The organism is Pandoraea bronchicola, assembly GCF_902459805.1.
Classification (GTDB): Bacteria; Pseudomonadota; Gammaproteobacteria; order Burkholderiales; family Burkholderiaceae; genus Pandoraea; species Pandoraea bronchicola.
In genome coordinates this window covers 124,970-147,728 of record NZ_CABPST010000009.1, presented here as the reverse complement: position 1 = coordinate 147,728, position 22,759 = coordinate 124,970, and the positions used below count along the sequence as shown (strand labels likewise).

At 60.0% G+C, this 22,759-nt stretch carries 19 protein-coding genes, 1 tRNA gene and 1 pseudogene; 8 read left to right on the top strand and 13 right to left on the bottom strand.

The genetic code is table 11. The features are described 5' to 3' along the window. Positions 1–57 precede the first annotated feature (57 nt). Entirely contained in the window at positions 58–894 is an 837-nt protein-coding gene (locus tag PBR20603_RS16820; protein WP_150560645.1) for an SDR family NAD(P)-dependent oxidoreductase, read from the top strand. An 18-nt stretch (positions 895–912) separates the two neighbouring features. Here the strand turns inward: PBR20603_RS16820 and PBR20603_RS16815 are convergent, their stop codons facing one another. Next, positions 913–1,947 carry an RNA methyltransferase gene (locus PBR20603_RS16815; RefSeq protein ID WP_150560644.1) on the bottom strand — a complete coding sequence of 345 codons (1,035 nt, stop codon included), beginning with the start codon at positions 1,945–1,947 and terminating at the stop codon, positions 913–915. A 113-nt stretch (positions 1,948–2,060) separates the two neighbouring features. After that, a tRNA-Gly gene (locus PBR20603_RS16810) sits at positions 2,061–2,134 on the bottom strand. A gap of 74 nt (positions 2,135–2,208) precedes the next feature. Here PBR20603_RS16810 and PBR20603_RS24365 point away from each other — a divergent pair. Next, positions 2,209–2,379 (top strand): annotated as a pseudogene (locus PBR20603_RS24365) (integrase); the annotation flags it as partial. A gap of 128 nt (positions 2,380–2,507) precedes the next feature. On the opposite strand, the gene PBR20603_RS16800 reads toward PBR20603_RS24365, so the two are convergent. After that, positions 2,508–3,383: an aldo/keto reductase family oxidoreductase gene (locus PBR20603_RS16800; RefSeq protein WP_150560643.1), complete on the bottom strand. Its 876-nt coding sequence runs from the start codon at positions 3,381–3,383 to the stop codon at positions 2,508–2,510. A gap of 117 nt (positions 3,384–3,500) precedes the next feature. On the opposite strand from PBR20603_RS16800, the gene PBR20603_RS16795 reads away from it, so the two are divergent. Continuing rightward, positions 3,501–4,400 carry a LysR family transcriptional regulator gene (locus PBR20603_RS16795; protein WP_150560719.1) on the top strand — a complete coding sequence of 300 codons (900 nt, stop codon included), beginning with the start codon at positions 3,501–3,503 and terminating at the stop codon, positions 4,398–4,400. A gap of 498 nt (positions 4,401–4,898) precedes the next feature. Next, the gene (locus PBR20603_RS16790) at positions 4,899–5,441 is read left to right on the top strand and encodes a cysteine hydrolase family protein (RefSeq protein ID WP_150560642.1); all 543 of its coding nucleotides are present in this window, start codon (positions 4,899–4,901) and stop codon (positions 5,439–5,441) included. Between the two features lie 668 nt (positions 5,442–6,109). Here the strand turns inward: PBR20603_RS16790 and PBR20603_RS16785 are convergent. The 5 genes from PBR20603_RS16785 to PBR20603_RS24195 form a co-directional block, all read right to left on the bottom strand. Then, positions 6,110–6,790 carry a hypothetical protein gene (locus PBR20603_RS16785; RefSeq protein WP_150560641.1) on the bottom strand — a complete coding sequence of 227 codons (681 nt, stop codon included), beginning with the start codon at positions 6,788–6,790 and terminating at the stop codon, positions 6,110–6,112. 12 nt (positions 6,791–6,802) lie between these two features. Next, positions 6,803–7,471, bottom strand: a complete 669-nt coding sequence (locus PBR20603_RS16780; RefSeq protein ID WP_150560640.1) for a YajG family lipoprotein — start codon at positions 7,469–7,471, stop codon at positions 6,803–6,805. A 213-nt stretch (positions 7,472–7,684) separates the two neighbouring features. Continuing rightward, positions 7,685–8,347: a hypothetical protein gene (locus tag PBR20603_RS16775; RefSeq protein ID WP_150560639.1), complete on the bottom strand. Its 663-nt coding sequence runs from the start codon at positions 8,345–8,347 to the stop codon at positions 7,685–7,687. Between the two features lie 175 nt (positions 8,348–8,522). Continuing rightward, complete coding sequence (locus tag PBR20603_RS16770) at positions 8,523–9,278, bottom strand: PsiF family protein (RefSeq protein ID WP_174977953.1); 756 nt, start codon at positions 9,276–9,278, stop codon at positions 8,523–8,525. Between the two features lies 1 nt (position 9,279). Then, on the bottom strand, positions 9,280–9,531 hold the full coding sequence (locus PBR20603_RS24195) for a hypothetical protein (RefSeq protein ID WP_174977952.1): 252 nt from the start codon (positions 9,529–9,531) through the stop codon (positions 9,280–9,282). 77 nt (positions 9,532–9,608) lie between these two features. On the opposite strand from PBR20603_RS24195, the gene PBR20603_RS16765 reads away from it, so the two are divergent. Next, positions 9,609–10,943 (top strand): hypothetical protein, encoded by a 1,335-nt coding sequence (locus PBR20603_RS16765; RefSeq protein ID WP_150560637.1) that lies wholly within the window; start codon positions 9,609–9,611, stop codon positions 10,941–10,943. A 583-nt stretch (positions 10,944–11,526) separates the two neighbouring features. On the opposite strand, the gene PBR20603_RS16760 is transcribed toward PBR20603_RS16765, so the two are convergent. Next, positions 11,527–13,107, bottom strand: a complete 1,581-nt coding sequence (locus tag PBR20603_RS16760; RefSeq protein WP_150560636.1) for an isocitrate lyase — start codon at positions 13,105–13,107, stop codon at positions 11,527–11,529. Between the two features lie 715 nt (positions 13,108–13,822). Further along, entirely contained in the window at positions 13,823–14,746 is a 924-nt protein-coding gene (locus PBR20603_RS16755; protein WP_150560635.1) for a LysR family transcriptional regulator, read from the bottom strand. A gap of 120 nt (positions 14,747–14,866) precedes the next feature. On the opposite strand from PBR20603_RS16755, the gene PBR20603_RS16750 reads away from it, so the two are divergent. After that, positions 14,867–15,640, top strand: a complete 774-nt coding sequence (locus tag PBR20603_RS16750; RefSeq protein WP_150560634.1) for an SDR family oxidoreductase — start codon at positions 14,867–14,869, stop codon at positions 15,638–15,640. A gap of 360 nt (positions 15,641–16,000) precedes the next feature. After that, on the top strand, positions 16,001–17,743 hold the full coding sequence (gene ggt / locus PBR20603_RS16745; RefSeq protein WP_425495825.1) for a gamma-glutamyltransferase: 1,743 nt from the start codon (positions 16,001–16,003) through the stop codon (positions 17,741–17,743). A 303-nt stretch (positions 17,744–18,046) separates the two neighbouring features. Here the strand turns inward: ggt and PBR20603_RS16740 are convergent, their stop codons facing one another. Beyond that, positions 18,047–18,853, bottom strand: a complete 807-nt coding sequence (locus PBR20603_RS16740) for a hypothetical protein (RefSeq protein WP_150560633.1) — start codon at positions 18,851–18,853, stop codon at positions 18,047–18,049. On the opposite strand from PBR20603_RS16740, the gene PBR20603_RS16735 reads away from it, so the two are divergent. Continuing rightward, positions 18,852–21,131, top strand: coding sequence for an autotransporter family protein (locus tag PBR20603_RS16735; protein WP_150560632.1), 2,280 nt, complete (start codon positions 18,852–18,854; stop codon positions 21,129–21,131). The two genes, PBR20603_RS16740 and PBR20603_RS16735, sit on opposite strands and share 2 nt — an antisense overlap. A gap of 73 nt (positions 21,132–21,204) precedes the next feature. On the opposite strand, the gene PBR20603_RS16730 is transcribed toward PBR20603_RS16735, so the two are convergent. Both PBR20603_RS16730 and PBR20603_RS16725 read right to left on the bottom strand, forming a co-directional pair. Next, positions 21,205–21,831, bottom strand: coding sequence for a LysE family translocator (locus tag PBR20603_RS16730; RefSeq protein ID WP_150560631.1), 627 nt, complete (start codon positions 21,829–21,831; stop codon positions 21,205–21,207). A 77-nt stretch (positions 21,832–21,908) separates the two neighbouring features. Continuing rightward, complete coding sequence (locus PBR20603_RS16725) at positions 21,909–22,685, bottom strand: NAD(P)H-dependent oxidoreductase (RefSeq protein ID WP_150560630.1); 777 nt, start codon at positions 22,683–22,685, stop codon at positions 21,909–21,911. Between the last annotated feature and the right edge of the window lie 74 nt (positions 22,686–22,759).

Here is a 22,759-nt window from a genome sequence, read left to right as displayed (position 1 = left end):
AAACTAAACGAATTGTTTAGAAATTAAGGCGACAACCCCCTGACGGAGACGCATGGTATGACCTCATCCCCTGAGCGCGCGAAGCGCAAATCATTAGACACGTTGCGCGATAGCGGCCACGCCGTGGTTGTGACCGGAGCGAGCGGCGGCATTGGCTTGGCGGTGGCGAACCGCCTCTTCGATGACGGCTGGCATGTGGTGGCCACGGATCTCGATCTTGCCCGTTTGCGCGATGTCTTTGGCGCGCGTGCTGCCGAGCCGAGGATGACGCTGGCGGCGCTCGACGTGACCGACCATGCAGCGGTCGATGTCCTGGCGGCGTCTTTGCGCGAGCGCTGTGGCGTTGCGGGGCTGGTGAATGTCGCGGGCCTGCTGCAAGACGTCGTGCCGATGCTGGAGATGGATGACGACATGCAGCGGCGTGTGTGGGAAGTGAATTACTTCGGCGCCCAGTATTGTCTGCGGGTGTTTGCGCCGCTGATGAAGCAGGCGGGCGCGGGTGCGGTCGTCAACATCACGTCGATCAACGAATTACGTCCGTTGCCGCTGCATGCCTATTCGCCGACGAAGGTGGCACTCGGTGCGATGACGCAGTTGGCGGCGGGCGAATTGGGCGCGTCTGGCATTCGCGTCAACGCGGTCGCCCCGGGCTTCACGCTGACGCCAATCTTCGAGGACAAGCTTGCGACGGGCAAGCGCAGCGCCACTGCGATTGAAGCGCATTCGGCGCTGGGGCGTCTGGTCGGTACCGACGAGATTGCGGCGGCCGTTAGCTTCCTGATGTGCGATCAGTCGAGCGCAATCACAGGGGTGAGTTTGCCGGTGGATGCTGGCTGGCTGGTGAGTTCGCACTGGATGAATTTCCGCGAACTGTCGCGCGCCAACGCTGCGTGAACTTACTGCGCCGCGCGCTTACCGCGTGCTGTGCAGTTCAACCACTTTCGTTTCGCCGATGGCGCGAGCGCGCAATTGTCCGCAACCGCCATCGACGTCTTGCCCGGCGCTGTCTCGCACCTTAGTCAGTACGCCGCGGCTGTGCAGATAGCGGACGATCTCGCGAATGCGTTGGCGATCGGGGCGTTGGTAGTCGTCGCCTTCGAGACTATTGAAGGGGATGACGTTGAGCACGCCGTATTTCCCTTTGAGCAAGCGCGCGACGGCGTCGAGCTCATCGTCGCCGTCGTTGACGCCGTTGAGCAGCGTCCATTGATATTGGATCGGGTAGCCGGTGTCGCGAGCGTATTTTTCGCCGAGGTCGATCAGCGCATCCGGTGCAATTTTCGGTGCGCGTGGCAGCAGGTGGGCGCGCAGGTCGGCCTTGGTGGTGTGCAACGACAGCGCCAGTGCGGGCTTGATGCGTTGCCGGGGCAGGGCGTCGAACACGCGCAGGTCGCCCACGGTGGAGAACACTAGGTTCTTGTGGCCGATATTGCCTTCGGTGCCCAGCAGGTCGATGGCTTCGAGCACGTTGTCGAGGTTGTGCGCTGGCTCACCCATTCCCATGAAGACGACTTTCTTCACCGCGCGCCGACGTCTCGCCAGTACGACTTGGGCGAGGATTTCCATGCTTGAGATCTGGCGGATCAGGCCACTCTTGCCGGTCATGCAGAAGCGGCAGCCGACGGCGCAGCCGACTTGCGTGGAGACGCAGAGGCCGTCGCGCGGCAGCAATACGCTTTCCACCATCTGACCGTCCGCGAGTTCGACGAGCAGGCGCGAGCCGTCGTTGCCCGTGTGTTCCGAGCGGACGCGGGCGAGGCCGTCGAGTTCTGCGGTGAGTGCGGGAAGGGCGTTTCGCAGCGCGAGCGGCAGGAAGTGTTCTGAGCTGCGACGGCGCGTGCCGGTGTCGAGTGCTTGCCCGTTCAGCCAGACGCGAGCCACCCGGCCACGATGGACAGGTTGAGCGCCGAGTGCGGCGAGGCGTTGGTCGAAGTCGGAGAAGCGCATGGGAAACGGATTTTACTCCACCTGATCGTGGCAAGCCGCACGGCCATAAGCGCAAGGCGTCGGCGTGACGTCAGTGGCAGAACAATCAAGCGGAGAAATAACAGAGAGGGTGTTGGAGCGGGCGATGGGAATCGAACCCACGGCTCTAGCTTGGGAAGCTAGGGTATTGCCATTATACGACGCCCGCGAAGACCGGCATTCTAAGCGGGGTTGGGAGATTTTGGCAATTTGCGCGTTTTACCCGTGGACACGATTCTGGGGCGACGTCGCGATCTCACGCGATTGCAGGTGCAGGGCATCCGTCACGGAAGCCACGTGGCCGCGAGAGCCACCATCATGCAACAAAAGACCCGGCGTCCGGTTCAATTCGAGATCACGGACCAAACCCGTGAGCGCCTTGAAGCATGGATCGAGACGCGAGGGCTTTCCGCGCTGGGCTAGTCCCCCGCCTATTTGGGGGGGGGCAACTTGGCCAATCGTGTGTATTGCCTGAAGATGACGTACGCTGCTATCGATATCGCGCGACGGTTGGGAACGCCGCGCGGAACGTCATCAACTGTTTAGCTGGCCGACGCACCGATACTGTCAAGTGCTGCTACTGCTTCAGGCGATAAATTCAATGCGGCGGCAGCTATGTTCTGCTGCAGATGGCCAACCGAAGAGGTTCCTGGAATCAATAGAATATTGGGAGAACGTTGCAGTAGCCAAGCCAGAGCAGTTTGCAGCGGCGTCGCCCCACAGTCGGCAGCTACCTGCTCAAGCGTTGCCGACTGCAGTGGCGAAAACCCACCCAGCGGAAAGAACGGCACGTAGGCAATACCTGCTTTCGACAGTTGCTCTACCAGCGGGTCGTCGCCTCGGTGCGCAAGGTTGTACTGGTTTTGCACGCAGACGATATCAGTGATCGTCCGTGCCTGAGCGATCTGTTTGGCCGTTGCGTTGCTCAGGCCAATATGCCGAACTATACCCTTGCGCTTTAACTCCGCTAGTGCTGTCAGAGGTTCTTCCAGATATCCCTCCGCCGGGCCCATCACGTTGAACATCAGGCGTAGGTTCACCACATCCAGCACTTCCAAGCCCAAGTTGCGCAAATTGTCGTACACCGCCGATTCCAGTTCGGTGGGAGACATAGCCTTCTGCCACGAGCCGTCGTCACCTCGACGTGCGCCAATCTTGGTAACGATAACCAAGTCGTCACGATAAGGATGCAGAGCCTCGCGAATGATCTGGTTGGTGATGTGCGGACCGTAGTAATCGCTGGTGTCGATGTGGTTGACGCCCATCTCCAACGCCGAACGCAACACGACGACGGCCTGTTGCCGGTCCTTAGGAGGACCGAATACATGTGGGCCGGCCAGTTGCATGGCGCCATAACCCATGCGTGTGACGTTGAGATCGCCGAGCATGTAGCCGCCGGCCTGTTTAGCTTGGTTCATATTTTTATCCGTAGTTGCGGACAGGGGTAACGTGACCACAGTCTAGGAGCTTGCTCGTTGTGCGACAATCCAGAACAATAGAACAGCTTGTGCGAAATTCCGGACAATCGAATGGCAATGGCTGATTTGCAAGACATTGGCGCCTTCGTGGCCGTGGCCACCCATGGTGGCTTTCGCGGCGCCGCACGTATCACCGGTACCAGCGCCTCGCAACTGAGCGAAGCTGTGCGCCGACTGGAGTCGCGCCTCGGCGTGCGGCTTCTCAATCGGACAACACGCAGCGTTGCTACCACCGACGCCGGCCAGCGCCTGCTGGAACAACTGACGCCTGCGCTGGACGCCGTCGAATCAGCGCTGGACGTAGTCAATGGCTTTCGTGACCGTCCCGCCGGGCGCTTGCGGCTGAATGTCCCACTGGCGGCCTCTAAATTGGTATTGCCGCGCATAGTTCCGCAATTCCTAGCTGAGTACCCCGAAATCTGTCTGGAGGTGATCGTGGAAGATCGCTTCGTGGACTTGCTGCAGTCAGGCTGTGACGCCGGCATCCGATATGAAGAAAGCATGGATCAAGACATGGTGGCGATCCCTATTGGTCCACGGCACCAGCGCATGGCACTGGCAGCGTCGCCAGGCTATATCGCGCAACACGGCAGGCCGGACCATCCGAACGATCTGCGCGAGCATATTTGTCTGCGCGGACGCTTTTCTAGTGGCGCCATGCCGCCTTGGCTCTTTACGCACAACGGGAAATCATTGACGGTGGAAACAAACGGACCGTTGATCGTAAACCTTGGCGCCGCCGCTGACTTGGCAGTTGATTCGGCAGTGGCTGGAGCGGGGGTGATCTATTTGTTCGAGGAGTGGCTGCAGCCTTATATCGACCGCGACGAACTGGAGCCGTTGTTGGAGCCTTGGTGGCCCAGCTTCACCGGCCCGTTGCTGTACTATCCGGGGCGCCGCTACCTGCCGGCTACGTTGCGAGCCTTCGTGGACTTCGCGCAGACCATCCGTTGGTAGCAAATCGAAGCAGTATGCAAACTTTGAGAGGCCAACGGATCAACCACTTTCAAGCGTGACTAGAGTCACTAACGCAGCGACCGACCTCGGCAATATTGTTCGGATATCTACTTGAAATGAGAGCGCAGTATTCCTCCCGTTTTTCGATATCCGTCAGCATCAGGTTGTCTGCTTTCGGCCAGGAAGCGACGTTCGCGGCTTGCCCATCGGTGACGTTCAAACGGCAGCTATAGTGCCATCCCGGCCTGTCGCCGCCAGTCCAATCGACCGAGCTTAACTGTGAAGCTACGGTCGTTGACGCTTTGAAGCGGTTACTGCATCATGCATGACATGGACTTCCTCGCTCTCACTACCACTACCATCACCACGACCGCTTATGGCGGGCCGTGAGGTCGGTGCGTGAGTTTCAAATACCGTATCGCCCCAAGGCCCCGCCAGTGATGGACGGGGCCTTGAAGTTTCTCCGTGCGTCACTGGCAACAATCCAGGAGAAACGCAATGCAGGGTCCTCAGCCTCAACGCCGCGCCCTCTTAATCGTTGACATGCAAGTCGGACTGTTTAATGGCCCAGAAACGCCTCACAACGGGCCGCAAGTTCTTGCCAACATCAACCAGTTGATCGAAAAGGCTCGCCGAGCCGGTGCTTCAATCTTCGTTGCGCGACATACCGGCCCTCAAGGTTCACCCATTGAGCCTGGGAGCCCGCTTACACAACTTCTGCAAGATTTGGCCGTTGATGCGATGAAGGACGCCGTATTCGACAAAAACCGGCCCAACTGTTTTTTTGGCACCGGACTGGCGGACTCGCTCCGGGATGCATCCGTTAACGAGTTGGTTATCGTCGGAATGAAAACGGAATACTGCATCGACGCAACTTGTCGGGCAGCAGCGGATTTGGGATTCCAACCTTTGCTGGTGGCCGACGCGCATACCTCCATGGACACGCCGGTGTTGTCTGCGCGAAACATTATCGACCACCACAATCGGACATTGAATGGCCCCTTCGTGAGGCTTGTGAGCACGGCGGAATGCGAGTTTTAGTGATCCGTGATGGCGAGCGGAATCGCCGGGATTTGCGGGGGAGCGCGCAGCTTGGTATGACCGTCCAGGATTGCAAACGGCTGTTGAACGCGCGCGGTTACGACCGACAGTTGTGGGTCGCTTTGGGTCAAATGTCTCGCATATCTTAAAACGGGATGGTTGCTGTGATGCGGCATGTCCGACAAACGTCAATCGCCGAACCCGGATACTCGATTTATCAAGGCTCCTTCTTGGGGCCTTTTTCTTATCTCAGCGCGATAGTAGGGCGGTATTCATGAAATGAGCGAGAAAATCCACGCTCAGTGATTCTCTAACGCCGAAGAAAAACGGTGGGAGTACTTCTGGTGACGCCCCATGAAGAAATCATGGAGGTTGGGATGAAAGCTGGAGCGTAACGACGCGGAGCTTCACGCCGCGTCGTTACGGTTCGAGCCTCGGGATCGATTGCCATCGCAGGCGCTTTCGGGGATTCCCTTTGGTTCGATTTCAGGCCGCTTTGGGACTTCCTTGTCGCGTTGCCAGACGTTTGCTCCTGCGGCATTCAATACAGTTGTGGTGCAATGAGCATCGTGCCCGGCCGCTACGCATATGGGTGGCGATACTGCGGTATTGTCGGCGGCGCATTGCCCCGGCTTAGTGCTGTCAAGGCGACCCGTTGTCGTGCGTCTTCACCTGGGTCCGGGGTTCGGGGAGCCAAAATCACAGGTTCTGAAGCCCGCCGAGGTGCAGGTGGCCGGCATCGCTTTCTGCGCTGCGCCCACCGGTGCCTGCACGGCCGCAGCACGCGCCCCGCCGCCCGCCGCCTGCAACTGCTGCATGCCCTGCATGACACTCATCATCGCGGAAATCGTGGCATCGTTTCCCCCAGACGCACCGGCTAAGCGCTGGAAGCCTTCCTCTTTACTGTTCGGATTGAAGGTGTCGTTGGCCAGAGCCGCAGCAAAAAGGTTTTCGGCTTCGCTGTCCCCATTCCTGGCGGTGTCCTTGCGTTGGTCGGAGGCCGCCTTGCAGATGCGGCAGCCCTGATACGCCACGCGACTCGCTGTCAACGGCTGCTCGCTGGTGCCCATGACCCGGTCCGATCCGCTGCGACCGTTCACCAGAATTGTGAACGCCGGGGTGTTGTCGACGAAGTACTCCACGCGGGCGCACTGTGCAGCGTTAGCGCTGATCGCGAGATCGGCCCCATACAGCCCCTTCTGACTACCCGTTGGGGTGAGAGAGACTGCGCCCTGACACGACCCCACGATCTCGGTGCAATCACAGCTTTGCGAGAACGACCGACTCGCCGCGCCAACGAGCAGGACAGCAAGCGCATAGCGTACGAATGTTTTCGGAGCGATCTTCATCACGATCCACCTCTATCGGGTTGCGCCCACGGCGTTGTTGCGGGGCTTGGGCACGCCGCCGGGCGAAGTCTCCACCAGGTAGGGCAATCGGGTGTCGAAGTCCTGCAACGCGTTGGCTATCGTCTTTTGATGTGTCCGGGCGAGCGCTACGACCTCGCTGTACGCCCAGCAGCAGAATCCGGTAGCCGCTTTGTATTCCTTGCCGCCTGCGGCGCCGATATAGCGGAACTGCGCATCGTAAAAGGCCACGGTAACGTGTGCGGTGGATTCCGGAATGCCCTTGTCATACGGTTCGAAGAAGACATCCACCACGGCAATGCCATCGAACCTGCCATTGATGGCGGCGTTGGCATCGGGTACCAGCATCACAGTGCCGAAACGTTGCCTGAGTGAGTGCGCGATCCATGCCAGCGAGAATCCGGGGTCGAGCACAAGTTGGTAGGGCGCTGACCAGGCATTGCCATCGAATTTTTCGTCGAAAGCCGTCTGCCGCTCACGGAGGTATTGCGTGTTCGCGATGGTATTGCTGCTAAGAAGCACCGCCAGACGTGCATCCGGACCGCCGCGAAGTTTCGTCTGAGGCGACTGGACCGTTGGTTTGTCTGTGATGCCTGACATCATCGGCTGCTGCGGTGGAATACGCGGTGTAGACGCGCAACCGGCCAGCAGCAGCGTCGACATGGCGAGTAACCGGGCGACTGATGAACGAAGCACAGGCGAGCGAAGACCATGGCGCATAGCTGAAGTCCGCCGGGGGTTACGACGGCATAAGTGCGAATACCCGTATTGTCGGAACGTGCCGCGTCGATGGATATCCTTCAAATGAAGTATTCCAAAACCTCCATGGCCAAGATGTTCCGCCGCGTTCTCCCGTGCCGCGAAGCACGTCAACGGTTAACGAGCGACGAGCCGGCACGACGCTTCGGCGGCGGATGTCGCCGTTGTGCCCACCAGACGAGTCAGCGAAACCTCGTATCGGTAGGCTGTGACGCCATCGACCTGAATCGCTTGACTGCACTCGCCCTGCCAAGCGCCTTGGTATCTGCGAACGTTCTTGACGGTGTGAGAGCCCGCGCCCAGGTCGACGGAAAGGCTTTGCCCGTTGCTGAGACTGCCGACGGATTTGCCGTCGATCGTCAGTTGATTGGTGACAGCCGATCCTGCGTCGCCGTCGGGGCGAAATAACGTCACCTGCGAGGCGCCTCTCGCATTCCTGTCGCTACCGGATGACGTGTTTGCGTCCTGCTGGCGGCAAACGTGGCAACTGATCGAACTGATGTCGGCGCGCGTGATTGGCTTTTGTCCGAACACGCGATCCTCCCCCTGATGGCTCTGGCTCAAAATCGTGAAATACGGGGTTCTGTCGACGTAGTAGTCGACTTTTGAACACTGGGGCGCCGTCGAACGAATCTGCAGGTCGGCACCGTACGAGCCCTTGGTGGAGGTCGTCGGCACGACGTTGATCGATGCTTCGCACGCTGCCGTGTACTGCTGACAGTCGCAGTTGTTTCCTTGCGCGTGCGCCGAAGCCGATAGCACGGCGACGACTAATGCCATGACGGCTCGCATGTCCGTGCTCCTAGGATTCGTCTCGTGCATGGTAAGGAGCGTGGGCGGCGGCGTGCGTCATTCGTTTGGCTGATCGACGACGCCTTGTCCGCGTCTATGCGGCGGACGCGCTGATACGTCGCCGATCTTAAACGAATCCGTGAAGAACGCCCCGCGCTCTCCGTCATTGGCGGGTCATTTCCTTGATCTGTGCGCCCCACTGCTTTTGGATCATCCCCTTGTTGGTTTGCATCCAGTTCTCGGCAGCCTCCACGTATTTGTCATGGCTGCGCGCAAGGCACTCAATGGCCGCGCCACCATCGGGCAGATTACGGCGCTGTTGCGCAACCGCCGCCATTTGGCCTGCCCAGTCGAACTTCGCGTCGAATGAATACAGCACGTCAAGAGGTGGTCCCGAGCGCTGCGGAAGATCCCCGTGGCCAGTCATGCTGTACTGACTGCGGAATGTGCCGCGTTGCCACTGGACGAAACTCGACGGCACCGTGAACGTAAATCGTTTGACGCCCGCGCTCACGCACGGTCCTCCGACCCCAACGGCCTGCGATCCGTCGACAGAGAACTCGAACCCGTCTGCCGTTCCCGAGAAGCCTGTTGCGGTCAAATTGCCCTGGGTCTTAGCGTTAGCGGGAGCCGACGGCGCGGAATCTTTCTTCAGGCAGGCTCGCATGAATGTCTTGCGGTCGCTGCCCTGGCGCGCGCCGGCCATGTCGGCACATTGCGCCATGCGCAGTTGATTTTCGGTCGGTGTCTGGGCAGCTGCATCAGCCACGACGAGCACGGCGCCCGATGCCAGCATATAGGCCAGTGAAATGCGTCGTATCATCTTCCCCCTCAAATTGGGCTTGTAGGTATCTGAGATGCGCGCATGGTGACACAGGGGAAATCGCCCCGCATCCCCAATTTGGGGGATGCGCGTCACCTCACACTTCGGTCGCGGGGGGTTGGGTAATCGTCGCATGCGTGCGGATATCTGCCGCCAGGATCTGCTGCTGGGACAGGTTGACGAGTTCAACCATGTCGAGCCCAATGGCATCGGCCATATCAATAAGTTCAGGAAGCGCGAGGCGGTACTCGCCGGTGACCAGACGACATCCTGCCCGACCGGTGGCCCGGGAAAAATCATCCAAACGAAGGATGCCATCAAGACTGCGAGTCGATAAAGTGGAGCTCATGGCGCAATAGCGGGCCTCTGAATGGAATCCGATCTCCCGCCAATTCATTGAAGCAAAAAAATCCTTCGGGGGGATTCATGTTGCTGCTCCGTCGCGCGAGCTTGTTCGTTGTCTCAAGATCCATCCTGATGCTCGTTCCGGCCGTCGCCTTGAGCGGCTGCGCGTTGCTGTTCGGTCCCAAGGACAACCCGTCCCGCTCCGAAACGATAGAGGTATCGACGGCTGAGGGATGCAAACTTCAGCGCATCGCCTATGTGATTCGCGACGAGGACTACGACTTCCAAAAGAAGATGAATGCCGACGCGCGGGCGCGGCAGGCGAACGGAAAGTACTGGTGGTCGGGCAAGTGCGAGGACGGCTATATCAGCGGCCCCGGCGAATTGACTCAAGAGCTCGACTACGGGACGAGCGGCAGGGTGAAATCGACGGAATTCTTCGTCGCGAAGCCCGGAAAGCCGAGGAAGTACTACGCCTATCTGCAAAAAGACGACGCAGGAAAAGTCAGCGTGACTGGTGGCTATCGCTGGCAGTACATGGGCACGCTCGGCAAACACGACCGCTACGACAACATCATCAGCGACGTTGAATGTGCAGACACACGCGATTGCCGGGCTCTGCGAGACACCTTGCTCGCCATGCTCGATGCGGATCAGCGCGCCAAGGTCGCAGCAGATTCCGACCGGGGCGCGCAAGCCGACAAACAGCGCGTTCAGGACGAGATCAAACGCGACGAGATCGCTCAACGTGAGTCCGAAGCGGAGATGCGCAAGATCGAGGACGAGAATCGGGCACAAAAGCGCCGCTGGCTCGCGGAGAATGCGCAGACGGACGGTGGCGGGGCGTCAGGCACGCTGGCGGTCCTTGGCGCAGTGATGCAAGGCGTCGCAGCCGGCGGCGGTAAGAACGCGGCACAGATGGCGGCCCTGGGCGGCGCGATGCAAGGCAATTCGCGACCCTTGAATTCGAGTGTTCCTGCTGATTCCGCGCCCGGCTCGAATAGCCAGTTGAATCCCACTGTGCCAGCTGTCAATCGCTGCATTAAGTTAGGGCGTCCGAGCAAGTATGAAGTGTCATTTGTCAATTCATGCGACTTCCCGGTTCAGGTCACCTATTGTTTTGTCGATGTGATGACCGGTAAGAACCCCGTCATGGACCTTCGTGACGCGGCATGTGATCGAGTGACGCGGTACCGTACCTCGGGGACGCCGGAGATCCCGCCGGGAGAAGCGAACCGCCAGCATGCGCCCTACAACAGCGCGCCGATCAATTTCATTGCGTGCCCGTCTGGCGAAATTCGCGCTGAAAGGAATATCCGGTGGGAAGGCGGTCAGTTACGCGGCAGTTGTGGTGGCGTTATCGGAGAGCGAGCGAATTCGAATGGTCCGGCGGTCAGATCGGGAGCGATTCGGTAGTTGACGACGAGTCGGATCGGCTGCTCATCGCGTGCCCGTCCAGCAACCTCCGCGCGCAAAATCACATCGAACGGGATGGTAATTTGCTTCGCGGCGCCTGCGGCGGTGTCATCGGCAAGAACAGCGCGTCGAATGGCCCTGCTACGAAGACGGGGGGCGTTCGCTAGGGACTGCGCGAGGCGCGGTTCGACAACTCGACACGCAGTTGTGTCAGCCCGATAGCGTTTGCGAAGGCGCAAGAAGCTCAGGTGGTGCCCACCGAATTCGCAACAGTCCACCGATCAGGCCAGCCGATACGCTTGTCGCTGCGAGGAGAATCCTCGGACTTCCACCAAAGGATCGCGGCATCGAGCACGTTGCGCTGCCTTGGTGTCCCTTATGCGGGACTCCCTGTTTTGCGGGCGCGCCTACGCGAGAAGTGTGGCGATCTAACGACCTCGGACACCGCAAACTCGAATGCGGGCGCACCCCGTCGTCACGCAAGCGCACAAGATAGCCTTCGATAATGTCCCGCTCATCCCGTCAGGCAAAAAAAAACGCCAACCCTGACTGGATTGGCGTTTTGCTTTGGAGATGACTGCTGTCAGAACTGGTTCATCGTGTTGTCTTTACCCGCCGCTTTCAGGGCCGCTTCGCCACTGAAATACTCTTTGTGGTCGTCGCCGATGTCCGAGCCGGACATGTTCTGGTGCTTGACGCAGGCGATGCCCTGACGGATTTCCTTGCGTTGCACACCGGCCACGTAACCCAGCATGCCCTGGTCGCCGAAGTACTCCTTGGCCAGATTGTCGGTAGACAGTGCTGCGGTGTGGTAGGTCGGCAGCGTAATCAGGTGATGGAAGACACCGGCTTCGCGCGACGCGTCGGCCTGGAAGGTCCGGATCTTCTCGTCGGCCCGCGCAGCCAGTTCGGTCTGATCGTACTCCACGCTCATCAGTTGGCCGCGCTCGTATGCCGACACGTCCTCGCCCGCGGCCTTCATCGCGTCATACACCTGCTGGCGGAAATTCAGGGTCCAGTTGAACGACGGGCTGTTGTTGTACACCAGCTTGGCGTTCGGAATGACCTTACGAATCTCGCTGACCATGGCGCCGACTTGAGCGATATGCGGCTTTTCGGTTTCGATCCACAGCAGATCAGCGCCGTTTTGCAGCGCGGTGACACAATCCAGCACACAGCGCGCTTCGCCTGTGCCGGCGCGGAACTGGAACAGGTTGCTCGGCAGGCGCTTGGGACGCAGCAACTTCCCGTCGCGTTTGATGATGACGTCGCCATTGCCCAGTTCGTCAGCCGACAGTGCTTCGCAGTCAAGGAAGGAGTTGTATTGGTCGCCCAGGTCACCCGGCGTGCGGGTCACGGCGATCTGCTTGGTCAGACCGGCACCCAGTGAGTCGGTGCGCGCCACGATGATACCGTCGTCAACGCCCAGCTCCAGGAAGGCATAGCGGATGGCGCGAATCTTGGCCAGGAAGTCCTCGTGCGGCACGGTGACTTTGCCATCCTGGTGACCGCACTGCTTCTCGTCAGACACCTGGTTTTCGATCTGAATGCAGCATGCGCCCGCTTCGATGAACTGCTTGGCCAGCAGGTAGGTGGCTTCCGCGTTGCCGAAACCTGCGTCGATGTCGGCGATGATCGGCACGACGTGGGTGACGTGGTTGTCGATTTTTTCCTGAATGGCCGCCTTGGCAGAGCCTTCGGCAGCATCCAACTGACGGAACAGACCGCCAAGCTCACGGGCGTCGGCTTGGCGCAGGAAGGTGTACAACTCGCGAATCAGCGCACTGACGGAGGTCTTTTCGTGCATCGACTGATCCGGCAGCGGGCCGAACTCGGAGCGCAGCGCAGCGACCATCCACCCGGACAGGTAAAGGTAGCGGCGGTCGGTGCTGTTGAAGTGCTTCTTGATGGAGATCATCTTCTGCTGGCCGATGAAACCGTGCCAGCAGCCCAGCGACTGGGTGTACTTGGATGGATCGGCATCGTAGGCTGCCATGTCGGCGCGCATGATCTTGGCCGTGTACTTGGCGATGTCCAGGCCCGTTTTGAATCGGTTCTGGGCACGCATGCGAGCCGCGTACTCCGGATTGATGGCATTCCACGCGTTGCCGTGCGTCGCTTTCAAATCAGCAACGTCCTTGATGTCGTCTTGATATTGGGCCATGTGCATCTCCTAAACGTAATGCGCGTTTGATTAAAGGGTTCAGCGTGCCGCGACGTGTACCGAAGCGAACTGCATGACTCAATGGTAGCGCCCCTCCGATCCATTTCGACGAAGTCTTATATAAGACATAAGACATAATTTATCGTTAATTTTCAATGAGTTATTGTTTGATTTTTGCGATATGAAACATGCTTTCGGGCCGTGAAAAATAAAGGCCGCGGGAATTCGAGGCGAATTTCGCAATGTGAAACTGGCTTTCGGCTGCTGGAGGTGTGCCATCGCGGATGGCACGAGCCGCCTCGCAATTTTCAAGGAGCAATCGCCCCTACCCGCGAGGTCAATACACCGTCCTTGTGGCTTGCAAAGATGGCTTTCCACTAATCGAGAATTTTGATTCGAAGACCATCACTGCGACCTCGCGCGCTCGAATGGAGTGCTGGTCGATAACGAGGAACTGACCTTACCCCGCCGAGGACACCCTTCGTAAGTTTGCTGGCTGGCCAGCGTTCGGTTGATGCTGTCGCCGGAATTCGTCCGGCGACGGTTGCACAAAGCGTTATGCGAACGAAAGGATCTGTGGTGGACTCGCCAGGGTTCAACGTGTTGGCGCGCGTCAATAAGGCTGACGAGCGCATGCTGGTCAAGGTTGCTCCTGCCCCCTCGCCGCCAGCTTCAGAGTGGGGGACTTCAGAGAGGAAAGGTCAGAGAGGAAAGGTCAGGGGCGATTCATGCCTTTCGAAGGATCGAGGCAGGGGGCCAGGATCTCCGATAGCCATGCGATGAAAACCTGGACACGCCGAGCCATATGCCGGCGATGAGGATAGACGATTTGTATTGGCATCTGCGGTGCAGGCCAAGCATGCAAGACCTCAACAAGATCACCCGCCTCCAGATGGTGATTCACGTCGAAAGCCGGTATTTGGATGAGCCCCAGGCCTGCCATACCTGCAGCGATATACGTTTCGGCGTTATTCACTGTTACGTCCGCACACATGGCGGATGTTTGAACCACGCCATCGCTGATCCATTCCCAAGGCGCATTTCGCCCTGCGCCCGATATCGCGTAATTGACCGCCACATGCCGTGGTAACTCTTCCGGGGACATTGGCGTGCCGTATCGCGCCAGATACGCCGGACTCGCACAGTTGATCAACCTCAGTGTTCCCAGTGGGCGCACCACCAAGCTGCTGGCAGACATTTCCCCCACTCTCAAGGCACAGTCAATGCCTTCATGAACCAGATCAACCAGGCGATCGCTGGATCCCAGTTCTATCTCGACGCCAGGAAAGCGGGAAAGGAAATCAGGTAGACGCGGGGCCACATATCGGCGGGCGATACGGCTGGGGAGATCGACTTTAAGCCGCCCCGATAACGCGATGCCATGCGGTTGGAACTGCTGCAATAGTTCGTCGCTGTCAGCGACGAGTGTTGCCGCCCGGTCCAGCATTGCAATGCCATCTTGGGTCAGGCTGACTCGACGAGTTGTCCGATTCAGCAGGCGAACACCCAGCCGCTCTTCCAACTGCTGAATGGCCAGCGATACCGTGGGGCGCGGCACACTTAACTGCTCGGCGGCAGCGCCGAAGTTTCCATGGTGGGCGACACGTACGAAGATGCGGAGTTGATCGATCAAATCCATGACTTGGTTTCCCGGACGCTATTGGTAACACTTCCTGAATAGTCTATCCAGTTATGTGGTGTTTATTGTCGAATGCTGAATCGATAGACTGAATCCTCCCTCATCGATTTGGAGCATTGCATGTCATCACACGATATCCGCGGAAAAGTTGCCCTGATCGCTGGAGGCGCCAAGAATCTCGGTGGCCTCATTGCTCGCGATCTGGCCGCCCACGGTGCGAAAGCCATTGCCATTCATTACAACAGTCCTGAAAGCAAGGCGGATGCCGATGCCACTGTGACTGCGATTCGCAAGCGCGGTGCCGAGGCCGTCGCTCTGCAGGGAAACCTGACGACGGCCGGTGCTGTGGAGAGGTTGTTTGCCGATACCGTTTCCGCAGTGGGGCGACCGGATATTGCAATCAATACCGTGGGCAAAGTGATTAAGAAGCCGATCCTGGAGATCAGCGAGGCTGAGTACGACGAGATGGCCGCGGTGAATGCCAAGTCCGCATTTTTCTTCCTCAAGGAGGCGGGCCAACATGTCAATGACAACGGCAAGATCGTCACGTTAGTCACATCCCTGCTCGGCGCATTCACGCCTTTCTACGCGGCTTACGCGGGCACCAAGGCGCCAGTCGAACATTTCACCCGGGCAGCGGCCAAGGAGTTTGGCGCTCGCGGCATTTCGGTAACGGCAGTCGGTCCAGGGCCGATGGACACCCCGTTTTTCTATCCGGCTGAGGGTGCCGATGCCGTGCAATATCACAAGACGGCCGCCGCGTTGTCGGCGTTCTCGAAGACCGGGCTAACCGATATCGAAGACGTGGTGCCATTCATCCGGCATTTGGTGAGCGATGGCTGGTGGATTACGGGCCAAACCATCCTGATCAATGGTGGGTATACGACCAAGTGACGGGCTGTGGGCGGTCTGCCCGAAAGGGGATATTGCTCACGCCGGGCTCTGCATGTCCTGTCTTGACTGAGCAACTCGTGCGTCGCGACGTCGAGAGTGAGGCCGGCGGCAACGTCCTGTCGCAACACCGACGCCTATCAACAGCGGGCACGTCGTTGTACTGCGCCCAGTAACGGAGCGCAGCGAGCCCAAAGCCCTATCCCCGATTGATTCGCCTTTTGCATGTGCGGTTGCGATCAGTATTTATGCGTACCCGTCGCACGTAGCATTGCGGATTCCCCGATGTTTTTTATCGGATATATCTAACCTGTAATTCCAAAGGAGATGTTTAGTTAAGCGAAATAAATAAGGGAGACGTAGATGAACGGTATTCCTCTGTGCATGCGATTACTGGCGACGGCCGGATTGGTGGCGCTTTGCTCTGTCGGCGTTGCGGCTGAATCAACGGGATCGTATTGCGAGACAGCGGCACAATGCACGAATCCGATGACGACGGGGGGGATGGTCACGTCGTCCAACTATCTGGCGACGCAGGCGGGGGTGAGAGTCCTTCAGCAAGGAGGGAACGCCGTTGATGCTGCGATTGCCGTGGCGTCGACCCTCTCCGTTGTCTACCCGCAAATGAATACGATTGGCGGCGACAACTTCTGGCTCATCTACAACGCGAAAACCAGAGAAATCCGTGCCTTGAATGCGAGCGGCCGCTCCGGTGAGCGCGCGACCATTCAGTTCTATCGGGACAAGGGACTGAGTACGATTCCGCCGCGCGGGTATCTGTCCGTCAATACGGTGCCCGGCGTCGTTTCCGGATGGGACGAAGCGTATCGTTACGCGCAAGCGAACATGGGACACAGCCTGCCGTGGCGTGATTTGTTGCGCGATGCCGTCCACTACGCAAAGGATGGCTTCATCGTGACGCCATCCGTAGCCAAGTGGGAGGCGATCAACGTCGATACCTCCGACAAGGTGTATCGCAATCTCCAGCAATTCGACGGTTTCAGGCAAGTGTTCCTGAAGCCCGACGGTGCGCCGTATCGCGTTGGCGAACGGCTCAAACAACCGGAACTGGCGCAAACGCTCGCGCAGATTGCCGAAAAGGGGGCGCAGGTGTTCTACACAGGCGAGATTGCGCAGAAGATCGTCGACGACCTGCAAGCCAATGGGGGACTACTGACGCGTGAGGATTTCGCGAATCACCGCGCGGACTGGGTCAAGCCGATTACCGTGAAATACCGTGGGTACGACGCCTACAACTTTCCGCCGAATACCCAAGGATTTGCGTCGTTGGAAATCCTTAACATCCTCAATCAATTCGATGTGAAGTCGTTGGGCGAAGGATCTGCGGACTATTACCATCTGCTCGTCGAAGCTACGAAGCAGGCCTTTGCCGATCGGGACAGATATCTGTCGGATCCGGACTTCGTCGAGATCCCGCTGGCCGGACTGCTGTCGGCGACGCACGGCAAGGCGCAGGCCGAGCGCATCGACATGCGCCACGCGAACAATGACGTAAAGCCGATGGATCCAAAGGGAGATACCGTCTGGTTTGGCGTCGTGGATAGCGAAGGCAACGCCGTTTCGCTGATTCAGAGCATCTACTACGATTTCGGCTCCGGTATCGTGCCGAAGGGGACGGGGATCCTCCTTCAGAATCGCGGCTCGTTTTTCTCGCTCGATCCGAACAGCATCAACCATCTGCAGCCGCACAAGCGGACATTCCACACGCTGAATCCAGCGATGTTGCTCAAGGACGGCAAGCCATATCTCGTTTACGGAACGATGGGCGGTGAAGGACAACCGCAGACGCAGGCCGCTATCGTCACGCGTATCGTCGATTTCGGCATGTCGCCGCAAGATGCGATCAACGGGCCCCGTTGGCTATACGGTAGAACCTGGGGTGTCTCGTCCAACGATCTCAAGATCGAGGGACGTGTGCCTGCCGCCGTCACGGATGAGTTGAAGCGTCGCGGTCATCCGGTCAGAATCGTCGAGACATACACGGACACGATGGGGCACGCGGGCGCGATTCAGATCGATCCGTCCACGGGCGTGCGGCACGGGGCATCGGACCCGCGCGGCGACGGTTTGGCGGCAGGCTTCTGATATCCCTGCTTGCCGGGCCCCGCGACGGGGCCCGGAGTTCTGTGTCCGGGTTGAGGGGCGCGTCGCCACGCGCGCCCCCGTTGAAAATCGCAGGCATGAGCGCCGACATTGCGTCTCACGCGGTGTCGCTCTGATCTGAGCGTGAGGGGATCTGGGGGCAAAATGCGGCACATCGCGTAGTCCGAAATATAACGCTAGGGGAATTTAAGGCCGTCTCGCGATCTGGCTGGCGGGGTGAACGAGACACGCGCCCTTACGAAGGCAAAAAAATGCACCGATGACTGAGAATTCACATTCATGTCATTAGGATGACGAATACTCCGCACCTTCGAACAAGTTCCACAGAGGACATCGGGGTATATGAAGCCACTTGCCATTCTGGCAGGCGTCATCGCGCTTTTTGCCGAACAACACGCCTTCGCCGCCAGCTTTATCATCACCAACGGCCTGACAAGCAACGCGGGGCAGACCTTGTCCAGCGGGCAGTCCGGCACGATCCAGAGCGGCGGCCTGCTCTCGGTCGCAGGCAGCACCGTCGGTGTTGCCATCACGGGCAACGCCACGCTCGTGAACAACGGCACAATCAACATGACGGGCACCGGCCGCGCCATCCGCGACAACACCGGCGGCCTGACCCTCACGGTAACCAACGGCGTCGGCGCGAGCATGACCACGTTCGACGCCGACGTCATTCAGATGAACAAGGCGAACAGCAACGTCGTGTTCAACAACTATGGCACGCTGACCTCGACGAATAACTCCGCTCAGGGCAGCCAGGCGATCGATTTCAACGCGATCACCACCGGCACCAACGTCCTGAACAACTTCGCGGGCGGTCTCATCCAGGCGAACGAAGCCGACGCCGTTCGCCCTGGCGTCAACGGCGTCATCAACAACGCCGGTATCATCCGCTCGACCAACAATCCGGGCAGCACCAGCAGCAGCGATGGTGTCGATGCACAGACGAACACCGGTGTTGTTGTCGTCAATACAGGTACCGGTCTGATTCAAGGCGCACGCCACGGCATCACGGGGGGGGGCCAACACCGCGACCGACGGAACCTTCACGCTCTCGGTCACGAACAACGCCGGTGGCACGATCCAGGGCATGAACGGCTCGGGGATCAACATCGACGGGTTCAACGCGAAGGAAGTCGTCACGATCAACAATGCCGGCGTGATCATCGGCAACGGTGTCACGGGCGATGGCGACGGCGTGGATGTCGACGGTCTAGTCAACATCACCAACTCGGGCACGATTCGTGGCGCAATGGCGTTCAACGATGTGAGCGAAGGTGTGACCGCCGGTGGCGGCACGATCGTCAACAGTGGCACCATCGTCGGCGAGAATACTGCGGGCGGCGTGGGCCGAGGCATTACGCTCGCCGGTGTCGACAAGGATCCGATCACCAAGCTGCCGATCGCTCCGCAAGGCATCTACGCCAACTCGACCATCGTCAATAGCGGCCTCATTCGCGGCCAGAGCGACTCGGCTATCGCCGTGACCGGCGGGCGCAATGCGTTCACTGTGACCGTCATCAACCAGGCGAGCGGCGTGCTCGAAGGCGGCGGCGCAACGGCGGCCGTCGTCAATACCGGCGCGAGCGACGCGACCGTCATCAACTACGGGACGATCACTGCCGACCAGAGCGGCAAGGCGGTCGATCTGGGCAGCGGCAACAGCACGCTGCAAATTCTCGGCGGCTCGGCTGTCGTGAACGGCGATGTGTCGGGCGGTACCGGCACCAGCACGTTGACCATCACGCCGGGCACCGGCAACGCGTTCAATTACAACGGCGCGATCTCGAACTTCTCGGCGGTGAGTCTCGGCGCGGGCACCATTACGCTAAATGGCGCCAGCACCTACGCGGGCACGACCGCGATAGCGAGCGGCGCGACGGTGATCGCGGGCGACGCTTCACACCGAAATGCAACACTCGGATCCGGTCTGACGACGGTGGCTGCGGGCGCCACGCTGGCGGGCTATGGCGGCACGCTGGGCAGCGTCACGAACGCGGGCATGATCGCCGTCGGAAGCGCATCGCCGGGCGCAGCGGCCGGTAGCACCGGCACGTTCACGATTGCGGGCAACTACATCGGCAACAACGGAACGGCGCTGCTGAACGCCTCCATCGCGAACGACGGCTCGTCGGTGGCATCGGACCAACTCGTGATCAACGGGAACGCCAGCGGCACCACCACGCTTAAGGTCAACATCACCGGCGCAGGCATTGCCACATCGGGCAGCGGCATCCAGCTCGTGCAGGTCAATGGAACGTCGGCGGCGGGCGCATTCAGGCTTGCCGCACCGGTGCAAGCGGGGGCTTACCAATATCTCCTGCGCGAGAGCGCTGCGGCGGGCACCGCAAGTTGGTATCTGTCGACATCGTACGGCTCGGGCGCAACGGCGTACCGCGCGGCGACCGTGGCCTACGCCATGACGCCGCAACTCGTCACCGATTTCGGTTTCACGACACTCGGCCGGTTCCAGGAGCGCATGGGAAGCCTGCGCGGCGACGCAGGGCAAGGCGGCAACAGCAGCGCCAATGGCGTATGGGGGCGCGTGTTCGGCAAGACGATGGATGCCGATATGTCGAGTCGCTTCAACGCCGACGAACGCTTGTTCGCGGCGCAGTTTGGGCGGGATTGGCGCTTGGCCACGGATGCGTCCGGCATGGGCGGCAGCGCCCACGCGGGGGTGACGGCGACCTTCGGTACGGCGTCGGCCTCGTTCTCGGACAGCGCACGCACGCTTGACCCGACGCTCTCCGCTGCGACCGGTTCGGTCACCATGCAGGCGCAGTCGGTGGGCGCGTACTGGACGCGAATCCTGCCGCAAGGGGCGTACGTCGATGTGACGACGCAGGTCTCGCACTATCGCAATAAGTACAGCGACGTGGGCGGCATCGGGGCGACGCAAAACGGCTTCGGCGCGGCGCTCTCGGGCGAGATCGGGCATCCGTTCGCAATCATGGGCTCGGGCGTCACCATCGAGCCGCAGGCGCAATTGGCTTATCAGTATTTGCACCTGAATGGCTTCAGTGACAGCGTGTCCAGTGTCTCGGGGAATACAACCAATGCACTGCGCGGCCGCATCGGGTTCAAGCTGAGTGCGCCAGACCTCGCGAACGTCGCGGGCATCGGTTCGGCATCTCCCTATCTGACATTCGACGTCGTGCACGACTTCCTGTCACCCGGGCAGACCAGCGTCGCAGGCGCGACCTTCGACAGCAGTCTCGCGAAGACGTGGTACGAGTTGGGCGCTGGCATGGCCGCGACCCTGGGCCGCACATCGTCGCTGTACGCGAGCGTGAAGTACGCCCGCAACCTGGGGGGCGACTATCGCCGTAACGTGTACGGTCAGGTCGGGTATCGGTACCACTGGTAAAAGGCGGAGTGAACCGGCAGGCCAGGGCGCACCGAAGCCAATGGCCGCCGGCCGCTACACCTTGCGTCGCCCATCAATTGCCGCTTTTCCGATAGACGGCAAGCCCGCCCGCGAGCGAGAACATGACGACGGCGCAGGCGCGGTTCAGACGTTGCAGGCTGCGTGCCGTCATCAGACGCGCCGCCTGCACACCACCGGTGGCGTACAGCGTCATCACCGCGATGTCGACGGCGGCCGACACGACGGCCAGCACGGCATACTGTGGCGCGAGCGGCATCGACGTATCGACGAACTGCGGCAGAAACGCCGAGAAGAACAGCAGGATCTTCGGATTGGTCAACGCGACACCGAAGCTGCGCAGGAAGACGCGCCGTGCGCTCAGATCCGACTTGATCCGCACTTGGCTCAGATCCTGCGGATGACTGCGCCACAACTGAATGGCCAGCCACACAAGATACGCAACGCCGACCCATTTGACCGTCGCAAATAACGACGCCGACGCCATGAGCAGCGCGCCGAGTCCCGCACCCACCGCAGCGACGACCAGCATGTCGGAGAGTGCCGCGCCGCACATCCCCACGATCACCACACGCCAGTTACCCGAAATGCCGTTCGCGAGTGCGAGCAGCGTGGTCGGGCCCGGGATCAGGCCGCCGATCAGGGCGGCGGTGGCGTAAATCGCGAGCGTGGACAGTGGCATAACGAAATACCGGTGACTGGGAGGAAGCGCCAGTCTTGCAGATACCGTTGAAGGCAGCAAGCAGGCGGCGCTTTCCTTCAGCCGATATGTGCGGCGTACCCCGTTTGCCCGATGGCGATATCGTCCTTGAGTGTGAGCGCCGGAATGTCATACGCGCCGTGGTTCTGCCGGCGATAGGGAATGGGCGCCGCCGTCGCCAGGGTGTCGAGACGTTCGCCAAGTTCGCGCTTGATTTGCTCAAAACGTCCGGCATCGACCCGGCCCGTGCGGAAGGCCACGTACGGCGGCAGCACGTCGAACCCTGGGTAGAACAACATACCGTGTTGAATCGGGAACAGCACGTCGTCGATCGGACCGTTGATGCCGCGCGCGCTGTAGTGCGATTCCCAGCCGCCGGTCGTCACGATCAGCATCGCGCGCTTGCCCGCCATCGACCCTTCGCCGTAGCGATCACCCCAGTGCGTGTCCGAATGCTCGCCCACGCCATACGCAAAGCCATAGGCATACACCCGGTCGACCCATCCCTTCATGATCGCGGGCATCGAGAACCACCACAGCGGGAATTGCAGAATGACCGTATCCGCCCAGCGCAGCTTCTCCTGCTCGCGAGCGATGTCGGCGCGCTGCGTGCCGTTCTCGAAGGCGTGCTTCGAGTCGAGCGACGCATGAAACGGTTCGCGCGGGTCGCGCTCGGGCGCGTCGTGTTCGTCGATGGTGGATTTCCATTGCATCGCATACAGATCGGAGACCTGCACATGATGCCCGGCGGCTTCCAGGCGCTGTACGGCAAAGTCACGGATCGCGCCGTTGAGCGATTGCGGTTGCGGGTGGGCGTAGACGATCAGAACATTCATTGCAAACTCCGTAGCCATTCGGCACATTCGGTTTAGGGAACGAATGCAGCGTAGGCGGGCGGCAGGTATATTGG

What these genes read in the sequence shown, in the direction of transcription:
- PBR20603_RS16820 (WP_150560645.1), top strand. Translation starts at nt 58, where the DNA reads ATGACCTCATCCCCTGAGCGCGCGAAGCGCAAATCATTAGACACGTTG.
- PBR20603_RS16815 (WP_150560644.1), bottom strand. Translation starts at nt 1,947, where the DNA reads ATGCGCTTCTCCGACTTCGACCAACGCCTCGCCGCACTCGGCGCTCAA.
- PBR20603_RS16800 (WP_150560643.1), bottom strand. Translation starts at nt 3,383, where the DNA reads ATGAACCAAGCTAAACAGGCCGGCGGCTACATGCTCGGCGATCTCAAC.
- PBR20603_RS16795 (WP_150560719.1), top strand. Translation starts at nt 3,501, where the DNA reads ATGGCTGATTTGCAAGACATTGGCGCCTTCGTGGCCGTGGCCACCCAT.
- PBR20603_RS16790 (WP_150560642.1), top strand. Translation starts at nt 4,899, where the DNA reads ATGCAGGGTCCTCAGCCTCAACGCCGCGCCCTCTTAATCGTTGACATG.
- PBR20603_RS16785 (WP_150560641.1), bottom strand. Translation starts at nt 6,790, where the DNA reads ATGAAGATCGCTCCGAAAACATTCGTACGCTATGCGCTTGCTGTCCTG.
- PBR20603_RS16780 (WP_150560640.1), bottom strand. Translation starts at nt 7,471, where the DNA reads ATGTCGACGCTGCTGCTGGCCGGTTGCGCGTCTACACCGCGTATTCCA.
- PBR20603_RS16775 (WP_150560639.1), bottom strand. Translation starts at nt 8,347, where the DNA reads ATGGCATTAGTCGTCGCCGTGCTATCGGCTTCGGCGCACGCGCAAGGA.
- PBR20603_RS24195 (WP_174977952.1), bottom strand. Translation starts at nt 9,531, where the DNA reads ATGAGCTCCACTTTATCGACTCGCAGTCTTGATGGCATCCTTCGTTTG.
- PBR20603_RS16765 (WP_150560637.1), top strand. Translation starts at nt 9,609, where the DNA reads ATGTTGCTGCTCCGTCGCGCGAGCTTGTTCGTTGTCTCAAGATCCATC.
- PBR20603_RS16760 (WP_150560636.1), bottom strand. Translation starts at nt 13,107, where the DNA reads ATGGCCCAATATCAAGACGACATCAAGGACGTTGCTGATTTGAAAGCG.
- PBR20603_RS16755 (WP_150560635.1), bottom strand. Translation starts at nt 14,746, where the DNA reads ATGGATTTGATCGATCAACTCCGCATCTTCGTACGTGTCGCCCACCAT.
- PBR20603_RS16750 (WP_150560634.1), top strand. Translation starts at nt 14,867, where the DNA reads ATGTCATCACACGATATCCGCGGAAAAGTTGCCCTGATCGCTGGAGGC.
- ggt (WP_425495825.1), top strand. Translation starts at nt 16,001, where the DNA reads ATGAACGGTATTCCTCTGTGCATGCGATTACTGGCGACGGCCGGATTG.
- PBR20603_RS16735 (WP_150560632.1), top strand. Translation starts at nt 18,852, where the DNA reads ATGAACGGCTCGGGGATCAACATCGACGGGTTCAACGCGAAGGAAGTC.
- PBR20603_RS16740 (WP_150560633.1), bottom strand. Translation starts at nt 18,853, where the DNA reads ATGCCCTGGATCGTGCCACCGGCGTTGTTCGTGACCGAGAGCGTGAAG.
- PBR20603_RS16730 (WP_150560631.1), bottom strand. Translation starts at nt 21,831, where the DNA reads ATGCCACTGTCCACGCTCGCGATTTACGCCACCGCCGCCCTGATCGGC.
- PBR20603_RS16725 (WP_150560630.1), bottom strand. Translation starts at nt 22,685, where the DNA reads ATGAATGTTCTGATCGTCTACGCCCACCCGCAACCGCAATCGCTCAAC.